Annotated in this window: 13 protein-coding genes; 6 read left to right on the top strand and 7 right to left on the bottom strand. The window is 67.5% G+C overall.

Annotated elements, in window-relative coordinates; all coding sequences use genetic code 11:
* Positions 1-77: 77 nt before the first annotated feature.
* The gene (locus IFT60_RS07970; RefSeq protein ID WP_229510730.1) at positions 78-2,732 is read right to left on the bottom strand and encodes a TonB-dependent receptor; all 2,655 of its coding nucleotides are present in this window, start codon (positions 2,730-2,732) and stop codon (positions 78-80) included.
* Between the two features lie 473 nt (positions 2,733-3,205).
* On the opposite strand from IFT60_RS07970, the gene IFT60_RS07965 reads away from it, so the two are divergent.
* From IFT60_RS07965 to IFT60_RS07940, 6 genes are all read left to right on the top strand, one after another.
* Entirely contained in the window at positions 3,206-3,715 is a 510-nt protein-coding gene (locus IFT60_RS07965) for a host attachment protein (RefSeq protein ID WP_192051423.1), read from the top strand.
* 129 nt (positions 3,716-3,844) lie between these two features.
* The gene (locus IFT60_RS07960) at positions 3,845-4,423 is read left to right on the top strand and encodes a lipocalin family protein (protein ID WP_229510729.1); all 579 of its coding nucleotides are present in this window, start codon (positions 3,845-3,847) and stop codon (positions 4,421-4,423) included.
* 162 nt (positions 4,424-4,585) lie between these two features.
* On the top strand, positions 4,586-5,518 hold the full coding sequence (locus IFT60_RS07955; RefSeq protein WP_192051422.1) for a bestrophin family protein: 933 nt from the start codon (positions 4,586-4,588) through the stop codon (positions 5,516-5,518).
* A gap of 48 nt (positions 5,519-5,566) precedes the next feature.
* The gene (gene scpC / locus IFT60_RS07950) at positions 5,567-7,078 is read left to right on the top strand and encodes a succinyl-CoA:acetate CoA-transferase ScpC (RefSeq protein WP_192051421.1); all 1,512 of its coding nucleotides are present in this window, start codon (positions 5,567-5,569) and stop codon (positions 7,076-7,078) included.
* A 222-nt stretch (positions 7,079-7,300) separates the two neighbouring features.
* Positions 7,301-8,908, top strand: coding sequence for a methyl-accepting chemotaxis protein (locus IFT60_RS26920; protein ID WP_192051420.1), 1,608 nt, complete (start codon positions 7,301-7,303; stop codon positions 8,906-8,908).
* Positions 8,909-9,106: 198 nt separating this feature from the next.
* Positions 9,107-9,439: a zinc ribbon domain-containing protein YjdM gene (locus IFT60_RS07940; RefSeq protein ID WP_192051419.1), complete on the top strand. Its 333-nt coding sequence runs from the start codon at positions 9,107-9,109 to the stop codon at positions 9,437-9,439.
* 9 nt (positions 9,440-9,448) lie between these two features.
* On the opposite strand, the gene IFT60_RS07935 is transcribed toward IFT60_RS07940, so the two are convergent.
* From IFT60_RS07935 to IFT60_RS07910, 6 genes are all read right to left on the bottom strand, one after another.
* Positions 9,449-11,581, bottom strand: coding sequence for a site-2 protease family protein (locus tag IFT60_RS07935; RefSeq protein WP_192051418.1), 2,133 nt, complete (start codon positions 11,579-11,581; stop codon positions 9,449-9,451).
* A gap of 2 nt (positions 11,582-11,583) precedes the next feature.
* Positions 11,584-12,975 carry an efflux RND transporter periplasmic adaptor subunit gene (locus tag IFT60_RS07930; protein WP_192051416.1) on the bottom strand — a complete coding sequence of 464 codons (1,392 nt, stop codon included), beginning with the start codon at positions 12,973-12,975 and terminating at the stop codon, positions 11,584-11,586.
* Between the two features lie 12 nt (positions 12,976-12,987).
* Positions 12,988-19,842 (bottom strand): tandem-95 repeat protein, encoded by a 6,855-nt coding sequence (locus tag IFT60_RS07925; RefSeq protein WP_192051414.1) that lies wholly within the window; start codon positions 19,840-19,842, stop codon positions 12,988-12,990.
* A 57-nt stretch (positions 19,843-19,899) separates the two neighbouring features.
* Positions 19,900-20,670 carry an efflux RND transporter periplasmic adaptor subunit gene (locus IFT60_RS07920; protein WP_192051412.1) on the bottom strand — a complete coding sequence of 257 codons (771 nt, stop codon included), beginning with the start codon at positions 20,668-20,670 and terminating at the stop codon, positions 19,900-19,902.
* Between the two features lie 17 nt (positions 20,671-20,687).
* Complete coding sequence (locus IFT60_RS07915; protein ID WP_307729671.1) at positions 20,688-22,208, bottom strand: TolC family protein; 1,521 nt, start codon at positions 22,206-22,208, stop codon at positions 20,688-20,690.
* Positions 22,209-22,556: 348 nt separating this feature from the next.
* Entirely contained in the window at positions 22,557-23,243 is a 687-nt protein-coding gene (locus IFT60_RS07910; RefSeq protein ID WP_192051407.1) for a hypothetical protein, read from the bottom strand.
* Positions 23,244-23,319 lie beyond the last annotated feature (76 nt).

Genomic DNA, 23,319 nt, shown 5'->3' with positions numbered 1-23,319 from the left:
TCGCTGACCCGCAATCTGAAGAGGTACAGCCGCCCACCTTACGCGTCAGTACATCGCTCTCGAAACGAAGACCTGCATCACAGCTTGCCGCGCAACCCCACATAAAACGTGCGGCCATTCGAGTAGAACGCGCGTGGCCGGTCCTTGTTTTCGGCGTACATCTTGATGGTCTCGTTCGTCAAATTGAGGGCGTCGAAGGTCAGCGTCAGCTGGTCGGTGAGCTTGACGTTGACCGAGGCCGCCAGCGACGGCATGTCGTCGACGAACTGGCTGGCGCCGCGGTCCACGCCCGCTTTGTAGGCCGAGCGGAAGTTATAGGCCAGGCGCGCGCTGAAGCGCTCGTTCTCGAAGTAGCCGGTCAGGTTCCAGGTGCGCTGCGAGGAGTTCAGCAAGTCGCCGCCGTCATCCAGTTCGCCGTCGGCGAAGGTGTAGTTGGCGAGGAAGCCGAAGTTGTCCATCAGCGGCTGCTGCCAGCTCAACTCGACGCCCTTGTTGCTGCCGGTGGTGTTGTAAGGCGAGGTGATCTGGTAGACGGCGGGGGCACTGCGCTTGTTGTTGTAGTAGGTGCCGGTGCTGGTGCCCTGCGCCACGATCGAGCGCAGGTCCATGTAGAACAGGCCGGCCGAAAGCAGCGCCTTGGGTGCGAAATACCATTCGGCCGAGACGTCGACGTTGGTCGAGCGCACCGGGTCGAGATTGACGTTGCCGCCGCTGCCGCTGAGGGCGTCGTCGTTGAGCGAGACCGAGCCGCCCAGCGCCGAGTAGTCGGGACGGGCGATGGTCTTCGCCACCGCGGCGCGCAGCACCAGGTCGTCGCGCGCATCGAACTTGACGTTCACGCTCGGCAGGTAATCGCGGTAGGTGCGTTTAAAGGTGGTCGGCGTATAGGGGCCGAAGGCGGAGCCGGTGATCGGGTTCGGTCCGCCCGGCAGGTTCACCACCGTGGTCTGGCGCGTTTCCACCGCGCGCACACCGAGGTTGCCGCTCCAGCGTTCGCCGCCGGCTTTGATCATGCCGTACAGGGCCGAGGTCTTTTCGCCGACCCGGAATTCGTCCATCCAGTTGTGGCGCACCGTGTAGTCGAGCAGGCGGTTGCCCGGCAGCGCGCCCCAGGCGCCGAGCGCCGCGCCGTCGTATTTGAAATAATTCGACGACAGGTTGCCGCCCAAATCATTGGCGAAGTCGGACGGGTACATCTGCCCGCTCCAGACCGGGCCAGGGTTGCTGAAGCCGAGCGGACCGGGGCGCGTCTCCAGCGGGTGTTCCGCCGTGCGCCGGTGGTCGGTGAAGCGCGCGCCGAAGCGCAACGCGGTGACCAGAGAATCGCGCACGCGCCAGTCGGCATCGACTTGCGCATACTTTTCCTGGTCGACCGACTGCGCTTCGCCGCCGCCGGCCCAGGCGGTGCTGCCGGGCGCGGTGGTGTTACCGCCGGGGTAGCTGACGCTGGCCGGCGACAAGCCATTCAGGGCATACACCATGCCGCCATCGACGTTGTTCTGGTAAAAAACGTCGTCGCGGTCGTAGCCGACGCCATGGGTCTTGCCGAGCTTGCCCGACACGGTCAGGTCGTCGTTGACCTTGAACTTGCCGTTGAAGTCGAGGTACCAGGATTCGCCGCCGGCGTTGGGGCGATAGATGTTGTCGACTTCGCCGTTGTTGACGGCGAAGCCGGCGCCGACCAGGGTGTTATTGCGCACCACCGGATTTTGCGGCACCTGGTTGGCGCTGTTGATCGAGTTGGCGGGCGCGGCGAGCCAGTTGGTGTTCTGGTGCGGCGCCTTGAGTTCGGAATAGAAGCCGTTGAGGTCGAGGCTCAGGCCGCGCATCGGCCGTACCTCGACGTCGAAGGCGCCGCCGCTGCGCTTCTTGGTCTGCTCGAACAGGGTGGCGCCGATGAAGGTCGGCACCAGCACGCCGGCCAGCGACGGATTGGCCAGCGCCGCGGCGCTGCCGGCGTTGATCGGCGTGTAGCCGAGGATTTCCTGGCCGTCGCGGCGCACGGCCGCCTTTTCGGAAAAGCCCTGCAGCAGGAAGCCGACCGTACTGGCCGGGTTCTTCCAGGCCACCAGGCCGGACAGATGCGGCTCGGTCTTGCCGGACAAGTCGTTGTAATTGGCCTGGATCGAGCCTTCGACCGTCAGCGCCTGGCGAAAGTCGAGCGGGCGGCGCGTGATGACGTTGATGGCGCCGGAGACGCCGCCTTCGACCAAATCCGCGGTCGGGCTTTTCTGGACCACGATCGAGCCCACCAGTTCGGACGGCAGCAGGGAGAAGCTGCTGGAGCGGCCGACGTTGCCGCCGATCTGGTTCAGCAGGAACCAGTCGCCGGTGCTGATGGCGTGGCCGTTGAACAGGGTCTGCTGCAGGCTGGGACTGGTGCCGCGCAGGCTGACGCGGTCGTTCTCGCCGAAGCCGCCCTCGCCGCCGGCCGAAGATTGCGTGTTCACGCCCGGCAGGCGCTGGATGGCGTCGGCCACGTTTTTATCGGGCATCTTGCCGATGTCTTCGGCGGTGACGACCTCGACGACCGCATCGGCATTCCTCTTCTGGCGCAGCGACTGCTCGAGCGCGGCGCGCACGCCGGTGACGACCACCTGCTGCATGCCGGCGCCGTCCACGTCCGCGGCCTGCTGGGCGCGCACGTCGGGCGCCGTGGTCATCGTCAGCACCGTCACCGCCGCGGCAATCGCCGTCACCCGGTATCCCTGCCCTGCCATCGATTGGTTCATGTCGTCTCCATTGTGGTTCGGGTTCGAATCCATGGGTGCTGGCGGCACCTCTCTGTTCGTATGCAGCGCATTGTGTTGTTATTTTTGTGGCCATGTTTGTCAAATCTTGCTGAGCGTAGGCGCGCGTTGCGTTTCCCGCACGCGGACGAAAACCTCCGCAAACAGGGTGCGCACGGGGCATGCATGGGGTGCGGCGGGGTAGCGAACCCCGGTGCTATACTGAATTTACGCGACGATCGAATGCAGATGGATCGGGTCGCGCTGATTGGGAATCCGTGTTCCGCCCTCCTTCACGGCGGCCGGCCGATGGTGTGCGTAGTGCCCAGGACGGGCGTGCGCAGGCATCGGCGGACCCCGACAAGGCTCATCTGTATGCGATCGCCGGTCTTTCGCGTTTGCGCCCGGGCCGGGCCGAACATCGCCTGGCTGCGGGATCTCACATCATCCACGATTCATTATTGACAGGGGGTAGCATGCCAACAACCTGGATTATCACGGCCAACGCCGGCCGCGCACGCTTCTTCTCCGAGGCAGGTCCATCGGAGCCGCTGCAGGAATTGGAAGACATGGTCAACAACGGCGCGCGCTTGCGCGACGTGGACGTCAACACCGACCGCGCCGGCATCCTGGCAGCGGGCAAGACCGGCCACGCCATCGGTGGCGCACAAGGCAGTCCGGCGCAGCATAACGCCGCTGCCGGCGCACCGAACAGCCAGTACGAACCGAACCAGACGCCGGCCGAGCACGAAACCGAACTGTTCGCCAAGGACCTGTCGCAATACCTGCTCAAGGCGCAGCAGGAAGGCCGCTACCAGCACCTGGTGATCTCGGCCTCGCCACAATTCCTCGGCACGCTGCGCAATAACCTCGACTCGCACGTCAAGGCGGTGATCAAGCAGGAATTCAACAAGGACTACACGCAAGTGCCCGTCCACCAGCTGCGCGAACAGCTGCAGGCGGCACACGCCAAGTCCGTAGAATAAGGCGCTTATCGCCTTGATGCGTGTCACGCCAACCCTTCGCGGTTGGCGTTTTTTTTATGCGCTCCCATCTGTGCGGCCAAATTCTCGCTTGCGCCCTACCATGACGGTATCGACGAACGAGGACACTCCATGAACAAGCGCTTGACCCCAACCCTGATCAAGGGAACGCTGCTGGCCTCCGTGGTCCTGGTCGGCATGAAGGCCTGGGCGGCCAGCAACGAGGCCAACCCGCGCAGCGACCTGGCGACGATTCCCGCGCTCGACCTGCCGCGCTACCTGGGCGAATGGTACGAGATTGCCAAATTCCCCAACCGCTTCCAGCGCAAGTGCACCGGCAACACGAAGGCGATCTACAGCGCCCTGCCCGATAACCGGGTGCAGGTGGAAAACCGCTGCCGGCTCGCAGATGGCAGCGACAATGTGGTGGTCGGGGTAGCGCGCCAGATCGGCGCCGCCGATTCGCCGCGGCTCAAGGTGCGCTTTGCGCCCGCCATCGTGTCGTTCATCCCGATGGTCTGGGGCGACTATTGGGTGATTGACCTCGACCGTGATTACAGCCTGGTGGCCGTCAGCGAACCGAAGCGCGAGTACCTCTGGATCCTGTCGCGCACGCCGACGGTCAGCAAACCCGCCTACGACGCGCTGGTGGCGCGCCTGTCGGGCCAGGGATTCGATGTACGCAAACTGGTGCGCACGCCGCAGGAATGAGGCACCATTATTCATCGCCGTGTTAATTTGGAGATAAGCATTCACATTGTTAATAACCGCAATCGGGAATGTGAATTGGGCATTTTTCAATGCAGGCGCCAGAATGGCCAGCATGAATCTCCCGATCGCACGCGTCCCTGATACCTCACCCGGAGGCGCGTCATGATCGTGCGCGACCGCCCCAACGGCCTGCGCCTGTTCCTGACCATGCGCGGCTCGGTCCTGCCGAGCATCTGGAAAAGCCTCGCCATCACCACGCTGCTGGCGGTGGTCGTCACCTGGAGCCATGGCCAGCTGTGGCACACCAAGATCCAGTTGACCATCATTCCGTTCACGCTGATGGGATTGCCGCTGGCGATCTTTCTCGGCTTTCGCAACAACTCCGCCTACGACCGCTTCTGGGAAGGCCGCAAGCTGTGGGGCGAACTCGTGCTGCGCAACCGGAACTTCGCGCGCCAGTGCCTGAGCCTGATTGACGACGATCCATCCACATCCACCGCCGACCACCTGCGCACGCGCATGATCCGGCGCGCCATCGCGTTTTCGCATGCGCTGCGCCACCAGCTGCGCCGCAGCGACGCCGCCGCCGACGTCGGCGCGCACCTGCAGCCGATCGAATGGGCCGCGCTGCAGGGCCGCGTCAACCTGAGCCAGGCGCTGATGCTGGAAATGGGCGCCGACCTGGCGCGCTGCCGCAAGGCCGGCCTGGTCGACAGCGTGCGCGCCACCGCCCTCGACAACACCATGTGCGCGATGGTCGCCACCGCCGCGTCCTGCGAGCGCATCAAGAACACGCCGATCCCGTTTTCGTACACGCTGCTGCTGCACCGTACCGCCTACCTGTACTGCTTCCTGCTGCCCTTTGGCCTGGTCGATGCGATCGGTTTCATGACGCCGCTGGTGGTGGCCATCGTCGCCTACACGTTTTATGGCCTCGACGCGCTCGGCGACGAGATCGAGGAACCGTTCGGCCTGTCGCCCAACGACTTGCCGCTCGACGCCATCTGCCGCGCCATCGAGATCGACCTGCGCGACGCACTCGGCGAAACCGACCTGCCGCCACCACTCCTCCCCGTCAATTACTGGCTGCGCTGACGCGGCCGCAACCCCGGGCCCGCGCGGCCCACAGAAGCGAATCGAACCATGACTACTGAAAGCTACCAGGACCGCATCGGCTGCGCGCAGCTGCGCGACCGTGTCACCAGCGCCGCCGAGGCGGCATCCCTGATCCGCGACGGCATGACCGTCGGCATGAGCGGCTTTACCCGCGCCGGCGATGTCAAGCTGGTGCCGGCCGCGCTGGCCGAACGGGCGCGGCGCGAACCGCTGCGCATCACCCTCGTCACCGGCGCCTCGCTCGGCAACGACACCGACAAGCTGCTCACCGAAGCGAACGCCCTGGCGCGGCGCATGCCCTTCCAGGTCGATCCGGTGCTACGCGCGGCCATCAACCGCGGCGAGGTGATGTACATCGACCAGCATCTGTCCGAAACCGTCGAAGTGCTGCGCGCCGGCCACATGAAACCGGTCGACATCGCCGTCATCGAGGCGGTGCGCATTACCGAGACCGGCGCCATCGTGCCCACCACCTCGGTCGGTAACAGCGCCAGCTTCGCCATCCTGGCCGACAAGGTGATCGTCGAGATCAACCTGGCGCAGGTGCGCGCGCTCGAGGGCGTGCACGACATCTGGATCCCGAAGAAGCGCCCGATGCGCGAACCGATCCCGCTGATGTCGGCCGAGGGCCGGGTCGGCACCGTCGCGATCGAGATCCCGCCGGAGAAAATCGCGGCCATCGTCATTACCGACCAGCCCGACAGCACTTCGTCGATCCTGCCGCCGGACGAGGACACCGCCGCCATCGCCGCCCACCTGGTGCGCTTCTTCGAAGGAGAAATCGAAGCCGGCCGCCTGACGCGGCGCCTGCTGCCGCTGCAGGCGGGCATCGGCACGATCGCGAATGCCGTCATGGCCGGCTTTTGCGACAGCCCGTTTGCGGGCCTGACGATGTATTCGGAAGTGCTGCAGGACTCGACCTTCGACCTGTTCGACGCCGGCAAGCTCGATTTCGCCTCGGGCTCCTCGATCACGCTCTCGCCCGAAAAGAGCGCGCAGGTGTTCGGCGATTTCGGCCGCTACAAGCAACGCCTGGTGCTGCGCCCGCAAGAGGTATCGAACCATCCGGAAGTGATCCGCCGCCTCGGCATCATCGCCATCAATACCGCGCTCGAAGCCGACATCTACGGCAATGTGAATTCGACCCACGTCAGCGGCACCCACATGATGAACGGTATCGGCGGCTCAGGCGATTTCGCGCGCAACGCGTATTTGTCGATCTTCGCCACCAAGGCGACCGCCAAGAGCGGCAAGGTATCGTCGATCGTGCCGATGGTGACCCACGTCGACCACACCGAGCACGACGTCGACATCATCGTCACTGAGCACGGCCTGGCCGACCTGCGCGCGCTGGCCCCGCGCGAACGCGCCGAGGTCATCATCGCCAACTGCGTGGCCGCGCCCTACCAGGACATGCTGCGCGCCTACGTGCGCGCGGCGCAGGAGCGCGGCGGGCAGACGCCGCACGTGCTGGAAGAGGCGTTTGCCTGGCATGCGCGTTATCGCCGGACGGGATCGATGCTGGAGGATGGCGCGTAAAGATACATCGGGTCTCCCGCTGCCTGTCGGGTGGCGGGAGGCCGTGCCGCCTCGGTGCCATATCCCGAAAACCGTGCGTCTCACGCCACAGAAGACGAAAAAGGTTTTAGAAGAAATATAAGTATAGGAGTTGTCCTACAGAAATTCTGCGAAAATGAGTTATTTCCGAACGGCAATACCGTTTGCTCGCATGGCTGTCCTTTTCCAGATCTTTCTACACTCATGAAATTCGATAACCTCAAGATACGCACGCTCCTCCTGGCCGGCTTCGGCATGATCCTGACGGTGATGGTATTGCTGGTTGCCCTCGCCCTGGGCCAGATGCACAAGGCGGACGTGCTCACCGCAAAGCTCACCAGCGAAAGCTTCCACCGCGCATCGATGCTGCAGGAATGGCAGGCGATCATCGAAACCAATGCGGCGCGCACCCTGGCCGCCATCAAGGTGGCCGACCCCGGCGACGAGAAATTCTTCCTCGATGCGATCGCCACCGCGTCCAAGCGTTCCGACGTGCTGCACAAGGCGATCAAGGAGAGCATCGCGGGCGACGGGCAGGCCATGACGCTGTTCGAGGCCGTCAACCAGCAGCGCGAAGCCTATCGCAGCGCGCGCAAGGCCGTGATGGCGAAAAAGGCCGCCGGAGACCTGGAAGGCGTGCGCAAGTTCCTCGACACCGAGATGGTGCCGCGCGTGCAGTCCTATAACGAAGCGGTCGGCGCGATGGTGAGCTACCAGCAAGGCGCCGTGGCCAAGGATGCGACCCTGCTGCAAGACGAATTCGCCGCCAGCAAGCGCCTGCAGATCGCGTTGACCGTCGCGGCGCTGCTGGCCGGCGTCGGCTTCGCATGGTGGATCGGCCGCCGCATCAGCGCGCCGCTGACGCAAGCGGTGTCGGTCGCGCAGACCGTCGCCCGCGGCGATCTCACCAGCCGCATCGAGGTACAGGGCGCCAACGAAACCGGCGCGCTGATGGGCGCATTGCGCGACATGAACGCCAACCTGGTCGACATCGTCAGCCAGGTGCGCAGCGGTACCGGCGCCATCGCCGAAGCAGCCGACCAGATTTCGGCCGGCAACCTGGAACTGTCGGCGCGTACCGAACAGCAGGCCGGTTCGCTCGAAGAAACCGCCTCCTCAATGGAAGAGTTGACCTCGACCGTGCGCCAGAACGCGGACAATGCGCGCGAAGCGAACGCCCTGGCGCAGTCGGCCTCGCAGGTCGCCGGCCGCGGCGGCGACACCGTCGGCCGCGTGGTCGACACGATGGAAGCGATTACGCAATCGTCGAAGAAGATCGCCGACATCATCGGCGTCATCGACGGCATCGCATTCCAGACCAACATCCTGGCCCTGAACGCGGCGGTCGAGGCGGCACGTGCCGGCGAACAGGGACGCGGCTTTGCCGTCGTCGCCTCCGAGGTGCGCAACCTGGCGCAGCGTTCGGCCGGCGCCGCCAAGGAAATCAAGGAACTGATCGGCGACTCGGTCGGCAAGGTCGAGGAAGGCAGCCGCCTGGTCGCCAGCGCCGGCGCCACGATGCACGAGATCGTCGACAGCATCGGCCGCGTGACCACGATCATGGCGCAGATCGCCCTGGCCAGCCAGGAGCAATCGGCCGGCATCGAGCAGGTGAATGGCGCCATTGCGCAGATGGACCAGGTGACCCAGCAGAACGCCGCCCTGGTCGAGGAAGCGGCGGCGGCGTCGGACGCCATGCGCGAACAGGCGCAGGCGCTGGCGCAGGTGGTGTCGACGTTCCGCTTCGATGAGCGTGCGGTGCGGCCGGCGGTGCCGGCGGCGCGTCATCTGGCGTTGCAGCACGCGGCCTGAGCTGAGGTGGTGTGCGCAGGGTACGTAACGCGTGGGCTCGGGAGCCCACCCTACGGTGCACCTCCGCCGCGTGATTGAACCTGCAAACGCTGTGTAACGTAGGGTGGGCTCTCGAGCCCACGCGGATCACCTGTTGAACATCGGCGCCGCGAATTGTGGCCCGTACCGGTATACTCCACGGTTTCGTCGGAGTCCGCCATGTCCCTTCCTCCCTGCCCCACCTGCCACTCCACCTACACCTACGAAGACGGCGCCAACCTGGTCTGTCCCGAATGCGGCCACGAATGGTCGGCGCAAGCGGCCGCCGCCGAGACGGCGCGCGTCTACCGCGACGCGTCCGGCACCATCCTGCAGGACGGCGATACCGTCACCGTCATCAAGGACCTGAAACCGAAGGGTTCCGGCGGCGTCATCAAGCAGGGAACCAAGGTCAAGAACATCCGCCTGGTCGACAGCGACCACGACATCGATTGCAAGATCGACGGCTTCGGGGCGATGAGCCTCAAGACGGAGTTCGTGCGCAAGGTCTGATTCGGCGCTTTAAAACCCTCCTTCGCGCCGCAGCAGCGCCGCCGCGCTGCGCACGAAGCGCGCGCCCGGCGCTTCCCAGCGTCCATCGACCACCACCTTGCCGCGCCAGGCGCGCCCGGCCAGCGCGCCGGCCGGCTCGTCGACCGAGAAACTGACGCGGTACACGGCCTGCTCCGGATACCAGGCGCCATTTTTCTCGCGTGCCTGCACCGTCCCGCCCTGGGGCGCGGCCCACTGGCCGCCCGGCAGCACGCGGGTGGCGTCGCGGTCGATGCCGCTCACACGCAGGCGCAGCACCGGACCCGACTGCCCGTCTGGATAGAAGCGCGCGCTGTCGCCGACGGCGACGCGGCGCACCGTCTCTTCATCGAGGTAGCTGCCCGCTTCGTGGGCATTCTCGCCCACCAGCACCGCCACCTTCTCGTTCTTGCCGACCCAGACGCCGGGCGCCAGTTCCGGCTCGACGTCGCGCAGCACGCCGGCGAAGGGCGCGCGCGGATGGTAGCGCGCCTCTTCCTCCGTCAACAGCGCCAGTTGCGCTTCCAGCGTGGCCAGCTGCTCGCGCAGCACCCCGCTCTGGGCGCGCTGTTCGGCGTCGAAGCCGGAGGCGCCCAGCTGCCAGCGCAGCCGTTCCGCTTGCGCCTGCACGGCTTCGCGGCGGCTGCCGATATCCAGCGAGGCGAATTCCACCAACGGCGCCCCCGCGGCCACGCGCTGGCCCTCGCGCAGCGGCACCGCGGTCACCTGCGCATGTTCGGGCGCGTGCACCGGGAATACCTGGCTCGGGCGCAGCATGGCGCCGGACTGGACCCGCGTCGGCCAGGGCACGACGCACAGCACCAGCAGCACCAGGGCGAGGCCGGCGCTGCGGCGCGCGCGCCGGCTGCGTTTGAGGCGTGGCCCCAGGCTGCGCCAGGCTTGCAGCTCGGCGCGGATCGGACGGAGGACGAACCAGCTCATTTCGACACAGAATAAAAGAATGCCAACCAGTTTAATGAAGAAGTGGTACACGAGGACCGCGATACCGAGGAACAGCACCAGGCGGTAGATCCACACTGCCCAGGCGAACAGGATCAGGCCCCAGTGGCGACGGCGCGGAAAATATTCCGGCGGCGGGTCGCCCAGGGCGAACAGCCGCTCGCGCAAATCCCAGCGCGCCAGCGCAAAGGCGCGCGCGTGCAGGTTCGGCATCTCGAGCCAGTCCGACAGCACGAAATAGCCGTCGAAGCGCATGAACGGGCTGGCGTTGATCGCCAGCGTCGCGATCCAGGTCGTGGTCGCCAATGGAAAAGCCATCGAGCGCAGCAGGCCGTCGGGCAGCAGGGTCCAGGCCAGCGTGGCCCACACCGCGATCAGGAGTTCGGTGCGCACCCCGGCCGCGGCCACCGCCAGGCGCCGGCGGCGGTCGGCCAGGCGCCAGACGTCGTTGGTGTCGGTGTAGGGCACCGGCCACAGGACCAGAAAGGCCAGGCCCATGGTCGGCACCCGGCAACCGAAGCGCTTCGCGGTGAGCGCATGCCCGAGTTCGTGCGCGCATTTCACGAAGGTCAGCGCCAGCGCATACGCCAGCATGCCGCCCGGCGTGAACGAGTCGGCCAGCGTGGTGCGGAACGCGTCCCACTGGCGCCAGACCAGGGTCGCGCCCAGCAGCAGCGCGAGCAGCGTCAGGCGCAGGAAGCCGCGCCCGAACAGCCATTCGAACGCGGGAGCCACGCGCGTCAGCCAGGCATCGGGTTTCACTAGCGGGATACGAAAGAACAGGTAATGGTGCAGCAGGCGCGTGGTGAACGAGCCGGCGGCGGCCTTGTGGCGCGCCGCCAGTGCGCGGTTCGAGGCCAGCGGATCGGGACGCACCAGCTGGTTCTCCTGCAGGAAGCGCAGCACCGCGCCGACGTCTTCGCCGCCCGCGTCCAGCGGCGTGGCGGCGTTCACCGCGCGCGCCACGGCCTCGGGCGTGCCGAGGGTCCAGCGGCGCAGGATCTCGAAGGTCATCCAGTCGATGCGGAAGAACTGGTTACGCACCGGGTCTTCGAGCGTCCAGCTGGGTTCACCGCTGGCGAGCGCGGGACCGGCATGCAGGCCGAGTTCCTCGCGCAGGGCCGGCAAGGCAGGGTGTAACTGCGGGGATGGCTGTGCCGCCATCGTCACCAGCCGAGCGTCTGGCGGATCGCCGCCAGCGGCCGGCGCAGCATCCAGTAAGCCATCGGCACCCAGGGGCCGGACAGTTTCGCCGTGCCCTTCAGGCCGACGCGGGCCTGGGAGGCGCCGTCCAGCCTGGCGCGCACGCGGTAGGCGTAGCTGCCGTCGGGCCGCTGCTGCGCTTCGTAGCCGACATAGCGCACCGCCGCCGTCACCGGCGCCAGCGGGTCCGAGGCCAGGTACAGCGTGACGCCGGCGCCCGGCGTCAGCGGAATGGCGTCGCCCAGCGGCAGCCAGGCTTCGATCTCGACGTCGCCCGGCGCGGCGATGCGCATCACGCGCTCGCCGGTGGCGACCGGGCGGCCGATCCATTCGCTGGGGTCGTCGAACAGGGCGATGCCGTCACGTGGCGCCAGCACGCGGGCGCGCTCTTCCTGGCCGCGCAAGAAACCGGTTTCGGCGCGCCGTTCCTCGATCTTGCCCTGCAGGGTGGCGAGCATGCCCTTCGATTTGCCGTCGTTCAGGGCTTGCTGCAGCGCTTGGCGGTATTCGGCTTCGGCCGTCGCCAGCGCTTGCGCGGCCACCGCCGCCCGGCTGGCCAGCTGCGCCTGGTCGAAATCGAACAGTGGATCGCCGGCCTTGACCGCCTGGTTCGGGCGCACGTGGAAGCGTTCGATCACACCTTCGAGTGGGGCGCGCACGGCGGCCGGATTGGCCGGCACCAGTTCGCCCGGCGCCAGGATCGTCAGGCGCACCGGACAGCACAACAGCAGCAAGGCCGCCACGCCGGCCTGCACCATGCGCCGGCGCCACCAGGGCAGGCGCGCGGCGCGTTCGTGGGCGCGGCGCAGGCGCAGGCGCGCCAGCAGTGCGCCCGGCGTGTAGCGCGGCGCCGGCGGACGGATCAGCCAGGCGTGGCGCAGGATGTCGGCCCATTCGGCCAGCAAGGCTTGTTCGTCGGCGCTCCACGGCTGTTCGCGCGCCAGCAGCAGGCCGCCGGCGGCCGCCTGCTGCCCGGCCACGGCCGCCAGCGGCAGCCACAGCGCGTGCGCCGGCAGCCACTCGGCCCATTCGGCGCCGAAGCCGTCCGGCGCATCGAGCGCGCTCACCTGCGCCGGACCCGCATCGCCTAAAGCTTTGCACAGCTTCTCGAGCCATTGGACATAGGGGGCGTTCGCTTCGATCTGCACCACGCCCGAGAGCGCGCACACGCCGCGGTCGGCGAACCACAGCGCCGCCTGCCGGTACGGCGCCAGCGCGTGGCTGCCGTTCACGGCCAGGAAGTCGAGTTCGACCGGATCGGCGACGTGGCGCGCGCGCTGGGCCAGGTCGAGCAGGGTCGCGAGCGGGTCGTGCGCCTTGCCTGTGCCGGTGTCGATATCCACGTCTGTCTTCATTCCTTGTTCTCGTTACGGACGGCCGCGCAGGGCCGCCGACTTGCCGCCCTGGCCGGCCTGGCCCAGGCGTTCGCTCAGGCCGGCCTTGCCGGTGGCGACCGCCTTGCCTGCATCGGCTCCCCCTGCCTCGCCGCGCACTTGTCCCACGTTGAGGCGGAACAAGGCTACCGCTTCGCGGCCGTTCAGGTCGCGCGCAATGAGCTTGATCTTGAGTTCGCCCGCGAGACCCTTCGGCACGTCACCGCTGAACTGGCCGGTCTGGCCATTGAAGGTGACCCAGCCCGGCAGCGGACGGCCGTCCTGCAGCACGGCGGCCAGGCGCACGGTGGCTTTCGGCTGCGTGTGCACGAAGGCGTCGGCCGGCATCGTCACCGCCAGGCGCGCGCCGCTGTCGACGAACTGGTCGGGCACGCCCTGGAACAGCACCAGCGCCGGCTCGTCGGCCTTGGCGACCACGGTGCGGAAGCCTTCCGAACGGGTGTACACGTCCGACAGTTCGGCGCCGCGCAGCACGTTGGCGAAGTCCATCGAACCGGCGCGGGTGCCGAAGCCGCTGCTCAGCACCAGCGTATCGCCGCCGACCACGCTGCCCGGCACGACGCTCTCGCGCACGGCCGGCAACGGCGCCGGCGCGGCCACAGGCGAGGCCGCCAATGGCGCCGGCTCGGGCGCCGCCACCACAGGCGCGGGCGCCGCGGCCGGGGCCGGGGCCAGCACCGGTGCGCTGATGCTGACGCGGCCGGCGCTGGCGCCGCTGCGGCTGTTGCCGGCGGTGTCGGTGACGGTGGCGACCACGTCGTAGGTCTGGCCCGGCACCAGCGGCGCGGCCGGATCGGCCACGGCCAGGTCGAGCGACCAGCGCCCGTCCTGCGCCGCCACCGTGTAGGTCTTGCCGTTCACGCTGACGCGCAGCGTCTCGCCCGGCGCGACCGTCGCGGTGCCGGTCAATACGGGTGCGGTGCTGCCGGTATTGATGTCGTCGGCGGTGGGCGCGGCCGGCGCTTCGCGGTCGAGGACGACGGCGCGCACCGCCTCGGGACCGGACAGGCCGGCGACGCTGTTGGTCACGCGCGCGGCGATGGTCCAGCCGCTATCGTGCGCGTTGCTGTCGAGCGCGCGCCAGCCGGCGCCGTCGACGCTGGCCGCCTGCCAGCTGGCGCCGCCGTCGAACGACACTTGCACGATTTCGTTACGCCCCAGCGGCGCGCTGAGCGTACCGCTGACGCTGCGTCCGGCGCCGCCGTCGGCAGTGATGAAATCGGTCGCCGAACTGCCGCTGTCGCGCGTCATGGCGTCGATCGTCAGGCGCTGGCCGGGCGTGGCCGGATTGCCGATGGCGAGCGTCACGCCGGTCGTGGCCGTGAGTGCGCCGTCGGTGCCGGCAACAACAATCTCCAGGCGGCCGAGGCTGCCCGCAGGCGGCGTGCCGGTCAGGGTCAAGGTGGCCGGATCGAAGCGCAGCCAGGCCGGCAATTCGGCGCCACCGGCCAGCGTGGCGCTGTAGCCGATGCTGGCGCTGTCGATATCGGTAAATGGCGCCACTGCCAGCGGCGCCATCGGTTCGCCGAGCGTGGCGGTGCCGCTGGCGCCGCCGCTGGCGACCGGCGCATCGTTCACCGGCGTGACCGTGACATCGACCGTATAGGCGTTGCTGCCGCCCTTGCCGTCGGCCACGGTGTAGCCGAAGCGGTCGGCGCCGTTGTAATCGGCGTCCGGAGTATAGGTATAAGCACCATCGGCGCCGATGCGTACGCTGCCGTGCGCCGGCCCATCGGCCAGCGCATACGTGACGGCGTCGCCGTCGATGTCCTGCGCCTGCGGCAGGCTGCCGCTGACCGCCGCGTCTTCGCGTGTGGTGACGCTGGCGTTGGCGGCAACAGGCGCATCGTTGACGGGTGTGACGGTGACGTTCACCGTGTACAGGTTGGCGCCGCCCTGGCCGTCGCTGATTTGATAGGTGAAGCTGTCGGCGCCATTGAAGTCGGCGGCCGGCGTGTAGACATAGCCGCCGTCGGCCGTAATGCTGACCTGGCCGTGCGACGGACCGGTCGCCAGTTCGTAAGCCACGGCGTCGCCGTCGACGTCGGATGCAACCGGCAGCTGGCCGGCGTGGGCCGTGTCTTCACGGGTGTCGATGGCCATGTTGGCGGCAACCGGGTTGTCGTTGACCGCCCCAACACCGATCGTCACGGTATAGACCGTGCCGGTGCTGCCGTCGCCGACGCGATAGGTAAAGCTGTCGGCGCCGTGGTAATCGGCATCCGGCGTATAGGTGAAGCGGCCATCGGTGTCGATGCGCACGCTGCCATGGGTTGGTGCTTCGGCCAGTGCGTAGACGACCGCGTCGCCATCGATATCGTGCGCCTGCGGCAGGCTGCCGCTGACGGCTTCGTCCTCGCGCGTCGCGATGACGGTATCGGCGGCAGTCGGGGCATCGTTGACCGGGGTGACGGTGACCTGCACGGTGTACAGGTTCGCACCGCCCTGCCCGTCGCTGATTTCATACGTGAAGCTGTCCGCACCGTTGAAGTCGGCGACCGGCGTGTAGACGTAACTGCCGTCCGCATGAATCGCGACCTGGCCGTGGGCCGGGCCGGTGGCCAGCGCATAGGCGACGGCATCGCCATCGACGTCGGATGCGCCCGGCAGCTGGCCGGCGTGGGCCGTGTCCTCTGCGGTGACGATGGCAGTGTTGGCGGCAACCGGGTTGTCGTTGACCGATGCAATGCCGATCGTCACCGTATAGGTCGTGCCGGCGCTACCGTCGCCGACGCGATACGTAAAGCTGTCGGCGCCATGGTAGTCGGCATTCGGCGTGTAGGTATAGCGGCCGTCGACCTCGATCACGACGCTGCCGTGCGCCGGCGTGGCGTCCAGCGTATAGACGACCGCATCGCCGTCGATGTCGTGCGCCTGCGGCAGCGAGCCGCCGACGGCTTCGTCCTCGCGCGTTGAAATCGTGGAGTCGCCGGCCGTCGGGGCGTCGTTGACCGGGGTGACGGTGACATTCACCGTGTGCAGGTTCGACCCGCCCTGGCCATCACTGACGCGGTAGACGAAGCTGTCGGCGCCGTTGAAATCGGCGGCCGGCGTATAGACATAGCTGCCGTCGGCGGCGATGGCGACCTGGCCGTGGGCCGGACCGCTGGCCAGCGCGTAGGCGACAGCGTCGCCGTCGGCGTCGACCGCGGCCGGCAGCTGGCCGGTATGGACCGTGTCCTCGCGCGTCACGATGGCGGCGTCGGCGGCGACCGGGTTGTCGTTGCTGGCTGCGACCTCGATCGTCACGGTGTGGGTCGTGCCCGCGCCGCCGTCGCTGACGACATAGGTAAAACTGTCGCTGCCGTGGAAGTCGGGGAGCGGGGTGTAGGTGTAGCGGCCGTCGGTGCCGAGCACCAGGTTGCCGTGGGCCGGGCCGGTGCCAAGCACGTAGTGGACCGGTTGGCCTTCGGCGTCGCGCGCGGCCGGCAAGTTGCCGCTGACCGGCGTGTCCTCGACCGTGCCGACCGTGACGTCGGCGGCGACCGGCGCGTCGTTGACAGGCGTGACGGTGACGTCGACACGGTACAGGTTACGGCCGCCGTGGCCATCCTCGATCGCATAGGTAAAACTGTCGCTGCCGAAGTAGTCGGCGGCCGGGGTGTAGGTATAGCTGCCGTCGGTGGCCACCTGCACGCTGCCGTGCAGCGGCTGCGCCACGGCGTAATAGGCGGCGCTGTCGCCATCGGGGTCGGCATAAGCCGGCAGCTGGCCGCTGAGCGGCGTGTCTTCAGGCGTGACGACGGCGGCATGCGCCGCGGTCGGCGCTTCGTTGACATTGGCGACGATGATGTTCAGCGTCTGCAGCGTGGCGTTGCCGGCGCTGTCGAGGGCTTGCACCTGCACCTGGTAGACGTTGTCGGCGCCGGCATCGCGGGGTTGCTCGTAATCGGGCGCGGCATTGAAGCGCAGGTTGCCGAGCGCGTCGATGCGGAACTGCGCCGCATCGGCGCCGCCGGCGATCGACCAGGTCACGGGCTGGTCGGCGCTGAAGCCGAATACTGCCGTCTGGTTTTCGGGGACGGTGATTGCGTTGCCGGGGCCGGTGATGACGGGCGCGGCGGTGTCGATGTTCAGGCTCAGCGCGGCGCCGACGGCATTGTCGTTGCCGGCAAGGTCGCGCACCCTGCCCGGCGCGACGCCGATCTCGACACTGCCGGTAAAGCCGGCGGCCGGGGTATAGCGCGCCGTGTACTGGGTGGCGTTCACGCGCACCAGGCTGTCGACCGTGCCGCTGGCGGCCACGACGTCGTCCAGCGTGAAGCTGGCGCCGATGTCTTCGCTGAACGTGAACGACAGCACGACGTGCTCGCCCGCCTTGACGGCCGCGCGGTCGCCGCCGATCGTCACCTGCGGTGCGATTTCGTCGAGATCGGTCACGGCGACGGTGACGGCCTGCACGCTTGCATTGGCGCTGGCATCGGTGGCGATGACGGTGAAGCTGTAGCTGCGTTTGGTCTCGAAGTCGAGCGTGCCCGTGGCCAGGCGCACGGCGCCGGTAGTGCTGTCGATGTGCAGCAGGCCGGCGTCGCCGCTCGCCTGCAGTGCATAGTGAACGACGCGGTCGGTGTAGTCGACGCTGTCGTTCGCCTGGGCCGTGTACAGCAAGGCCTGGTTTTCAAGCACGGGGGCGCCGGCGCCGGAGGTGAAGACCGGCGCGGTGTCGTCGAGGTTGGTGACGTTCAGGGTGACGTTCTGCGCCGTCGACCAGTTGCCGGCGGCGTCGCCGGCCTGCACGCCGTAGATAAAGGCGTTCGGCGCCGTCTCGTAATCGTTGCTGGCGCCAAGGGCGCCGGCGGCCGTCAGGCGGATCGCGCCGTCCGCGCCGATGGCGAAGCGGCCGTCGGCGCTGGTACCGTTGGCGGTCGCGGCGAAACGGAAACCGGTCACGCCGCCCGCGTCGCTGGCACTGACGGTGCCGACCAGCGTACCGGCGGCGCTGTTCTCGGCATAGTTGAATGCCTGGCCTGCGCCCAGCACCGGCGCCGTCGTGTCGTTGATGAAGTCGAGCACCAGATCGCCGCGCGCGGCGCCAGTCACCGCGCCGGCGTTGTTGCTGGCGAACGCGGCGTTGGCGAACGTCACGCCGAAGTTCGTGACGTCGTCCGCGTTGGTGTGTGCGAGTGCGGCGCCGCTGAAACGCAATTCGGCCGTGTTGGCGCTGATGCGCACGACGCTGGCGCTCAGGCCTGCCGGCAGCCTGGCGAAGCTGACGCCGGACAGCGTCTGACCATCGGCGCCGCTGAAGCTGCCATTGTCCAGGGTGATGGTCGAGGTGGCCGTGATGCTGCCGTCGTTCGCGGCTGCTTCGGTGAAGGTGGTCGTGCTGTAGCGCAGGCCCGGCGCGGGGCTGCCGATGATGTTGGTTTCGCCTTGCCAGGCGCGGAACTTGAATTCGAGCGCGAAGTGCGCGGCGGCGTCGGTGAAGGTGCCGTTGTTGTAGCCGTTGGCGCCGCTGCGGATCTGGATCGAGCTGGCCGAATCGTAGTACACCTGCACGCGGTAGGGGTCGGTGTAGAGGTCGCCCTGGTAGTTGGTGGAGACGGCGGCGTTGTACTGGAAGGTCACCGAGCCGTCCTCGCGCACATCGGCCTTGAGCTGCGTGCTCTTGGCCAGTTCGTAGCGCGCGAAGCCCTTGAATTCCTGGAACTGGCGATCGACCTTGTTGTCGCCCGAGCTGTCGATGTCGTACGAATTGACGACGAAATTCTGCAGCGTGACTTGGGTCGTTGTGCCGGACAGGACGAAATCGAAACGGAAGCTGGCGCTGCCGCCGGCGCTGCGGACGGTGGTGAGCGGCTGGAAGAACTTGGCCGCTTCCGGCGTGGCGCCGGGCTGGTTGGGCGAGTCGTAGGTATTGATGGTCAGGCGATCGGTGGCGGTGGTCACGATCGCATCGATTTTCTGGCCGTCGATCTCGATGATGTTCGTGAACCGCATCACGTCGCCATTGTTGATGCCGGTGGCGGTCGATGCCGGGTTCTCCTTGACCGCGCCCGAGAAGCTCAGCTGGCGCTGCTGGGCATCGAACACGGTCGTCACCATCGCGCCTTGCCAGCCGGCGGTATCGAGCCGCTGCACGTCGGTGTCGATGCTGCCGCTGGCCTCTTCCAGCGTCCAGTTGCCGAAGCCGGCCGAGCCGGTGGTGTCGGTCGAAGCGGCGACGTCGGCGCCGGTCAGCTGCGCCAGGCGCGCGACGAACTGTTCGCCGGCGCCGCCGGCGACGTCGCAGCCATACAGCAGCAGGTCGCCGCCGGCGGCGAGCGATTGCCCCAGCTGCGCCAGCTGGGCGGCGGCGGCATCCACGTTGGTGACCGACAGGCGTTGGCTGCCGAGGTCGATCTGGCCGTTGGCGCCGTGGGTCACCAGGTGGATGGCATCGACTTCGCGCCCTTGCAGGGCCGCGATTATTTGCTGCAGGCCGTCGCCGGTATGGTCGAGCACGACGACTTCGGCGCCGGCGGAAGCACCCGCGGCCAGGCGCAGGTAGTCGGGTAGGTTGTCTTCGACGAAGACGATCTCGCGGCGCGCATCGGCGTGGATGGCGCGCGCGGCCGGGGCCAGCGCCACCGGCGTATGAACGGTGGCATCCTCGCCGCCGCGCGTGGCGGTGTCGGCGCCCGCGGCAGCTGAGGCAGCGGCGGCGGCATCCATCGCGCCGCGCACGACCGCATCGACCGCCGCGCCGTCGAACATCACGCGCTGTTCCAGCGCCAGCGGCGCCGGTGCACGCCGTTGCAGGCGGCGTTGGCGCTGAACCGGCGCCGGCGCCGCCTCATGCTGAAGGTTCGAGTCGAGGATGGCGGCGGGCAGGCGTGGATTGTTCATGAATCGGTTCGATTGAATTGTTCTGGGATGCTGCTGATGGCTTGTTGATCTACCCTGCTACTGGCCGGCCGGCGGCGCCAGGAAGACCCGGCCGCTCATGCCGGCGATCAGTTCGGGGAAGCTGCCGGCGATCGCGCCGGACAGCTTGACCGACTGGCTGACCGGGTCGACGCGCGCGCCGATGCGCTGCACCTTGGCCGGGTAGGTCTTGCCGGTCTCGTCGATCTGGACCTGGAAGGCGTAGCCGGCTTTCAGCCAGGCCAGCCAGCGCGAGGGAACGATGAACTCGAGTTCGAGGACGGAATCGTCGAGGATGTCTAGCAGCGCCTGGCCCGGCTGCACGAACTGCTGCTCGCGCACCTTTTGTTCGGCCACACGGCCGGAGAACGGCGCGGCGATCGCGCATTTCGACAGCAGCACGCCGTTGGCGGCGAGTTCGGCCTTGGCCTTGGCGACTTCGGCTTCCGACACCTCCAGTTCGACCTTGCCGACTGAACGCAATTCCTCGAGGCGCTTGTTGGCGCTGAAGGTGCGTTCGGCGCCGGACAAGACGGCCTTCGCCTTTTGGAGTTGCGCCTGCTGCAGCGAGCAATCGAAAGCGACCAGGGTCTGGCCAGCCCGGAAACGCGCGCCTTCGGCCACCGTCACGCGGCTGACCTTGGCGCCGATTTCGGCACCGATGGTGGTGAAGCGGCGCGGCGACAGCTGGGCGCGGATGTCCTGCTTTTCCAAGGCGGCGCGGGCCGGCGCCGGGGCCGGGGCGGCGCCCGCGGTGGCGCTGGCGGCCAGCAGCGCGCCGAGCGCGAACAGGCGGGTCATGAGGTGCATTGCATTCTCCGGGTGGGTCATTTGGCGGCGGGTGCGGCCGCTGGTGCAGCCGACTCGGCCGGCTGGTTGAGCGCCTTGTTCCAGTTGCGCAGCGAGGTGCCGACTTCGCGCGTGAGCTGCTCGAGCGAGAGTTCGGTCACGCTGCCGAGCGTCGGCTCGAGGCCGATCGTCGCCTGCATGCGGCTGCCCGCGCCCTGCAGCTGGGCCAGCGACTGGTAGCGGCGCAGCAGAGAGAGGATCGCGGTGGTGCTGTTGGCCACCTGTTCGAGCTTGCTCTGGGCTTCGGCCGCTTCGCGGTTCTTGACGTGCTCGGCGATTTTGGCGTCGGCCTGCCAGATCTGGTCGGCGCGCAGGTACTGGCGGTAGGCGATCTGGTACTGCAGGCGCGACAGATGCACCTGGGTCACGACGGTCATCTGGGCGGCGACGCGGCGCTGGTCGGCCAGCTTCACGCCGGCGTCGGCCAGGCGCTTGGCGGCTGGACCCGTAAACAGGTTCATCAGGTTGTACGACAGATGCAGCCCGGCCTCGTTCCAGTGGTTGTTGATCAGGTATTTGTCGGCGTCGTAGCGCAGGTCGTAGTTGAACGACAGGTTCGGAAACAAGCGCGCCATCGTGCGCCGGGTTTCATCGAGCGCGATGCGGGTGTTGTAGAAATGCTCGCGCAGGTCGGCGTTCCGCGTCACCGCCATTTCTTCGAGCTGCTGGCCGGTCACTTCGAGCAGGCTCGGATCGGCGCTGTCGGCCGGCTCCTGCACCTCGAACTGCGCGTCCTGGGGCACGTTGATCAGCGCGGCCAGTTCGACCCGGCCGCTGGCCAGTTCCTGTTCGATGCTCTCGAGCAGGCGCAGGTTTTCCAGCAGCTGGCGCTGGTAGCGCAGCGTGTCGACGGGCGAGCGCAGGCGTTCGGCTTCGACCTTGCGCGCGTCGCTCAGGGCCGCCTCGGCCAGCGCGATGGTGCTGCGCACGTCGTCGCGCAGCGTCTGCGCGCTGACCGTGCGCCAGAAGGCCGAGCGCACGTCCTGGATCAGTACGTGCATCGCCTTGCGGCGGCGTTCGGCGGCGATGCCGACGCGGCTGGCCGACTGCTTGGCGCCGTAGTACGACAGGCCGAAGTCGAGCAGGTTCCAGGTGGTGCCGAGGTTATACGCCGGACGGCTGCGCTCGGACGAAATGTACGGATTGGCGAGCGAAGGCTGGCCGGTAACGGAATCGACGCTGCGGGTGATCAGGTCGGAATCGCGCCAGGTGTAGCCGGCATTGGCCATCACGCGCGGCAGCATGTCGAGGTTGGCCGTGTCGAGCTGGTTCATCGCCAGCGCTTCTTCCATCAGGCGCGTGCGGCGGTCCAGGTTGTACTTCAGGGCGCGCGCGACGGCTTCGTCCATCGTCAGCTTGCCGGTCACCGGCGGGACGTTGGCAAAGGCGGCCTGGCGGTCGAGCGCCGCCTGCTGGCGCACCTCGGTGTCGGTCAGCGGCTGCACCTTGACGGTACCGCAGGCACTGAGCAGCATGGCCGCCGCCGCAATGGCGCTCAATGTGGTCAGTTTTCGGGAGGCGGACGAAGTACGAGGGAGGCTGGACATGTCGTATAAAAAAAGGCAACACCGAGCCCGGGCGCTGGCAACAGCCGCACCGGCCTGGTTGGGAAAGTGGGGGAACGCACAGAAGAACAGGCTCGGATTCTACGGGATGCCTGTCGCAAACTGAAGATACCTTACGGAAACTTTTGGTGTGTGTGACTGGGAAACCACAGGTCTTGGCAGAAAAACAAATAGAACGGGCTGGCTATGTCATGGGGTGCCCATGAACGACAACACCAGCGCGCGCGCTGGTGTTGTCTGGTGCCATGCACTGATTCGTGCATGACCGTGGTGCCGAATGAATCAGCGGCCGGTGGTGCCGGTGGTGGTTGTGCCGGTGCCGGTGCCCGAGCTGCCAGAGGTGCCGTTACCCATTGAGCCGCTCGTACCCGAGGTGCCCGAGGTCCCGGTGCCCATCGAGCCGCTGGTGCCCGAGGTCCCGCTGGTGCCGGTGCCCATCGAACCGCTCGTGCCCGAGGAGCCGCTGATGCCGGTGCCCATCGAACCGCTGGTGCCCGAGGTGCCGCTGGCGCCGCTGCCCATCGAACCGCTGGTGCCGGTGGCGCCCGTCGTGCCCCTGTCCATCGAACCGCTCGAACCCGAGGTACCGCTGGTGCCGGAGCTGCCGCTGGTGCTGCCCGAACCCGAGGTGCCGCTGCTGCTGCCCGAGCCGCCGGTGGTGCCGCTGCCGCTGGTGCCGCTGGCGCTGCCGCTACCGCTGGTACCCATCGAGCCGGTGCTCGATGCGCCGCTCGAGCCGCTGGTGCCGCTGCTGCTGTGCGATTTCTTGTCTTTCTTCTGCTTCTTGCTGGAGCTGCTGGTGCTGCCGCTGGTCGAGCTGCCGGAGGTCTGGTCGCTCGCCTGCGAACCGCTTTGGGAGCCGGACTGGCCCGAGGAACCGGAGGTTTGTGCAGTCGCGTTGACCGACATTGCCATTGCAGCAGCAACCGAGGCGCCCAGCAGGCCTTTCAACAGTTTATGCATTGTCATGTTTATCTCCTATGATTGGGGGCTCTAGAAAAGCTCAACAATATCAATGACATATTGAGTGATTCGAGGTGCCCAA

The organism is Massilia sp. CFBP 13721 (genome assembly GCF_014842025.1).
Taxonomy (GTDB): domain Bacteria; phylum Pseudomonadota; class Gammaproteobacteria; order Burkholderiales; family Burkholderiaceae_D; genus Telluria.
This window is presented reverse-complemented; position numbering and strand designations above follow the sequence as displayed.

Coding starts and splice junctions, on each gene's coding strand:
- IFT60_RS07970 (WP_229510730.1), bottom strand. CDS start 2,732: ATGAACCAATCGATGGCAGGGCAGGGATACCGGGTGACGGCGATTGCC.
- IFT60_RS07965 (WP_192051423.1), top strand. CDS start 3,206: ATGCCAACAACCTGGATTATCACGGCCAACGCCGGCCGCGCACGCTTC.
- IFT60_RS07960 (WP_229510729.1), top strand. CDS start 3,845: ATGAACAAGCGCTTGACCCCAACCCTGATCAAGGGAACGCTGCTGGCC.
- IFT60_RS07955 (WP_192051422.1), top strand. CDS start 4,586: ATGATCGTGCGCGACCGCCCCAACGGCCTGCGCCTGTTCCTGACCATG.
- scpC (WP_192051421.1), top strand. CDS start 5,567: ATGACTACTGAAAGCTACCAGGACCGCATCGGCTGCGCGCAGCTGCGC.
- IFT60_RS26920 (WP_192051420.1), top strand. CDS start 7,301: ATGAAATTCGATAACCTCAAGATACGCACGCTCCTCCTGGCCGGCTTC.
- IFT60_RS07940 (WP_192051419.1), top strand. CDS start 9,107: ATGTCCCTTCCTCCCTGCCCCACCTGCCACTCCACCTACACCTACGAA.
- IFT60_RS07935 (WP_192051418.1), bottom strand. CDS start 11,581: ATGGCGGCACAGCCATCCCCGCAGTTACACCCTGCCTTGCCGGCCCTG.
- IFT60_RS07930 (WP_192051416.1), bottom strand. CDS start 12,975: ATGAAGACAGACGTGGATATCGACACCGGCACAGGCAAGGCGCACGAC.
- IFT60_RS07925 (WP_192051414.1), bottom strand. CDS start 19,842: ATGAACAATCCACGCCTGCCCGCCGCCATCCTCGACTCGAACCTTCAG.
- IFT60_RS07920 (WP_192051412.1), bottom strand. CDS start 20,670: ATGCACCTCATGACCCGCCTGTTCGCGCTCGGCGCGCTGCTGGCCGCC.
- IFT60_RS07910 (WP_192051407.1), bottom strand. CDS start 23,243: ATGACAATGCATAAACTGTTGAAAGGCCTGCTGGGCGCCTCGGTTGCT.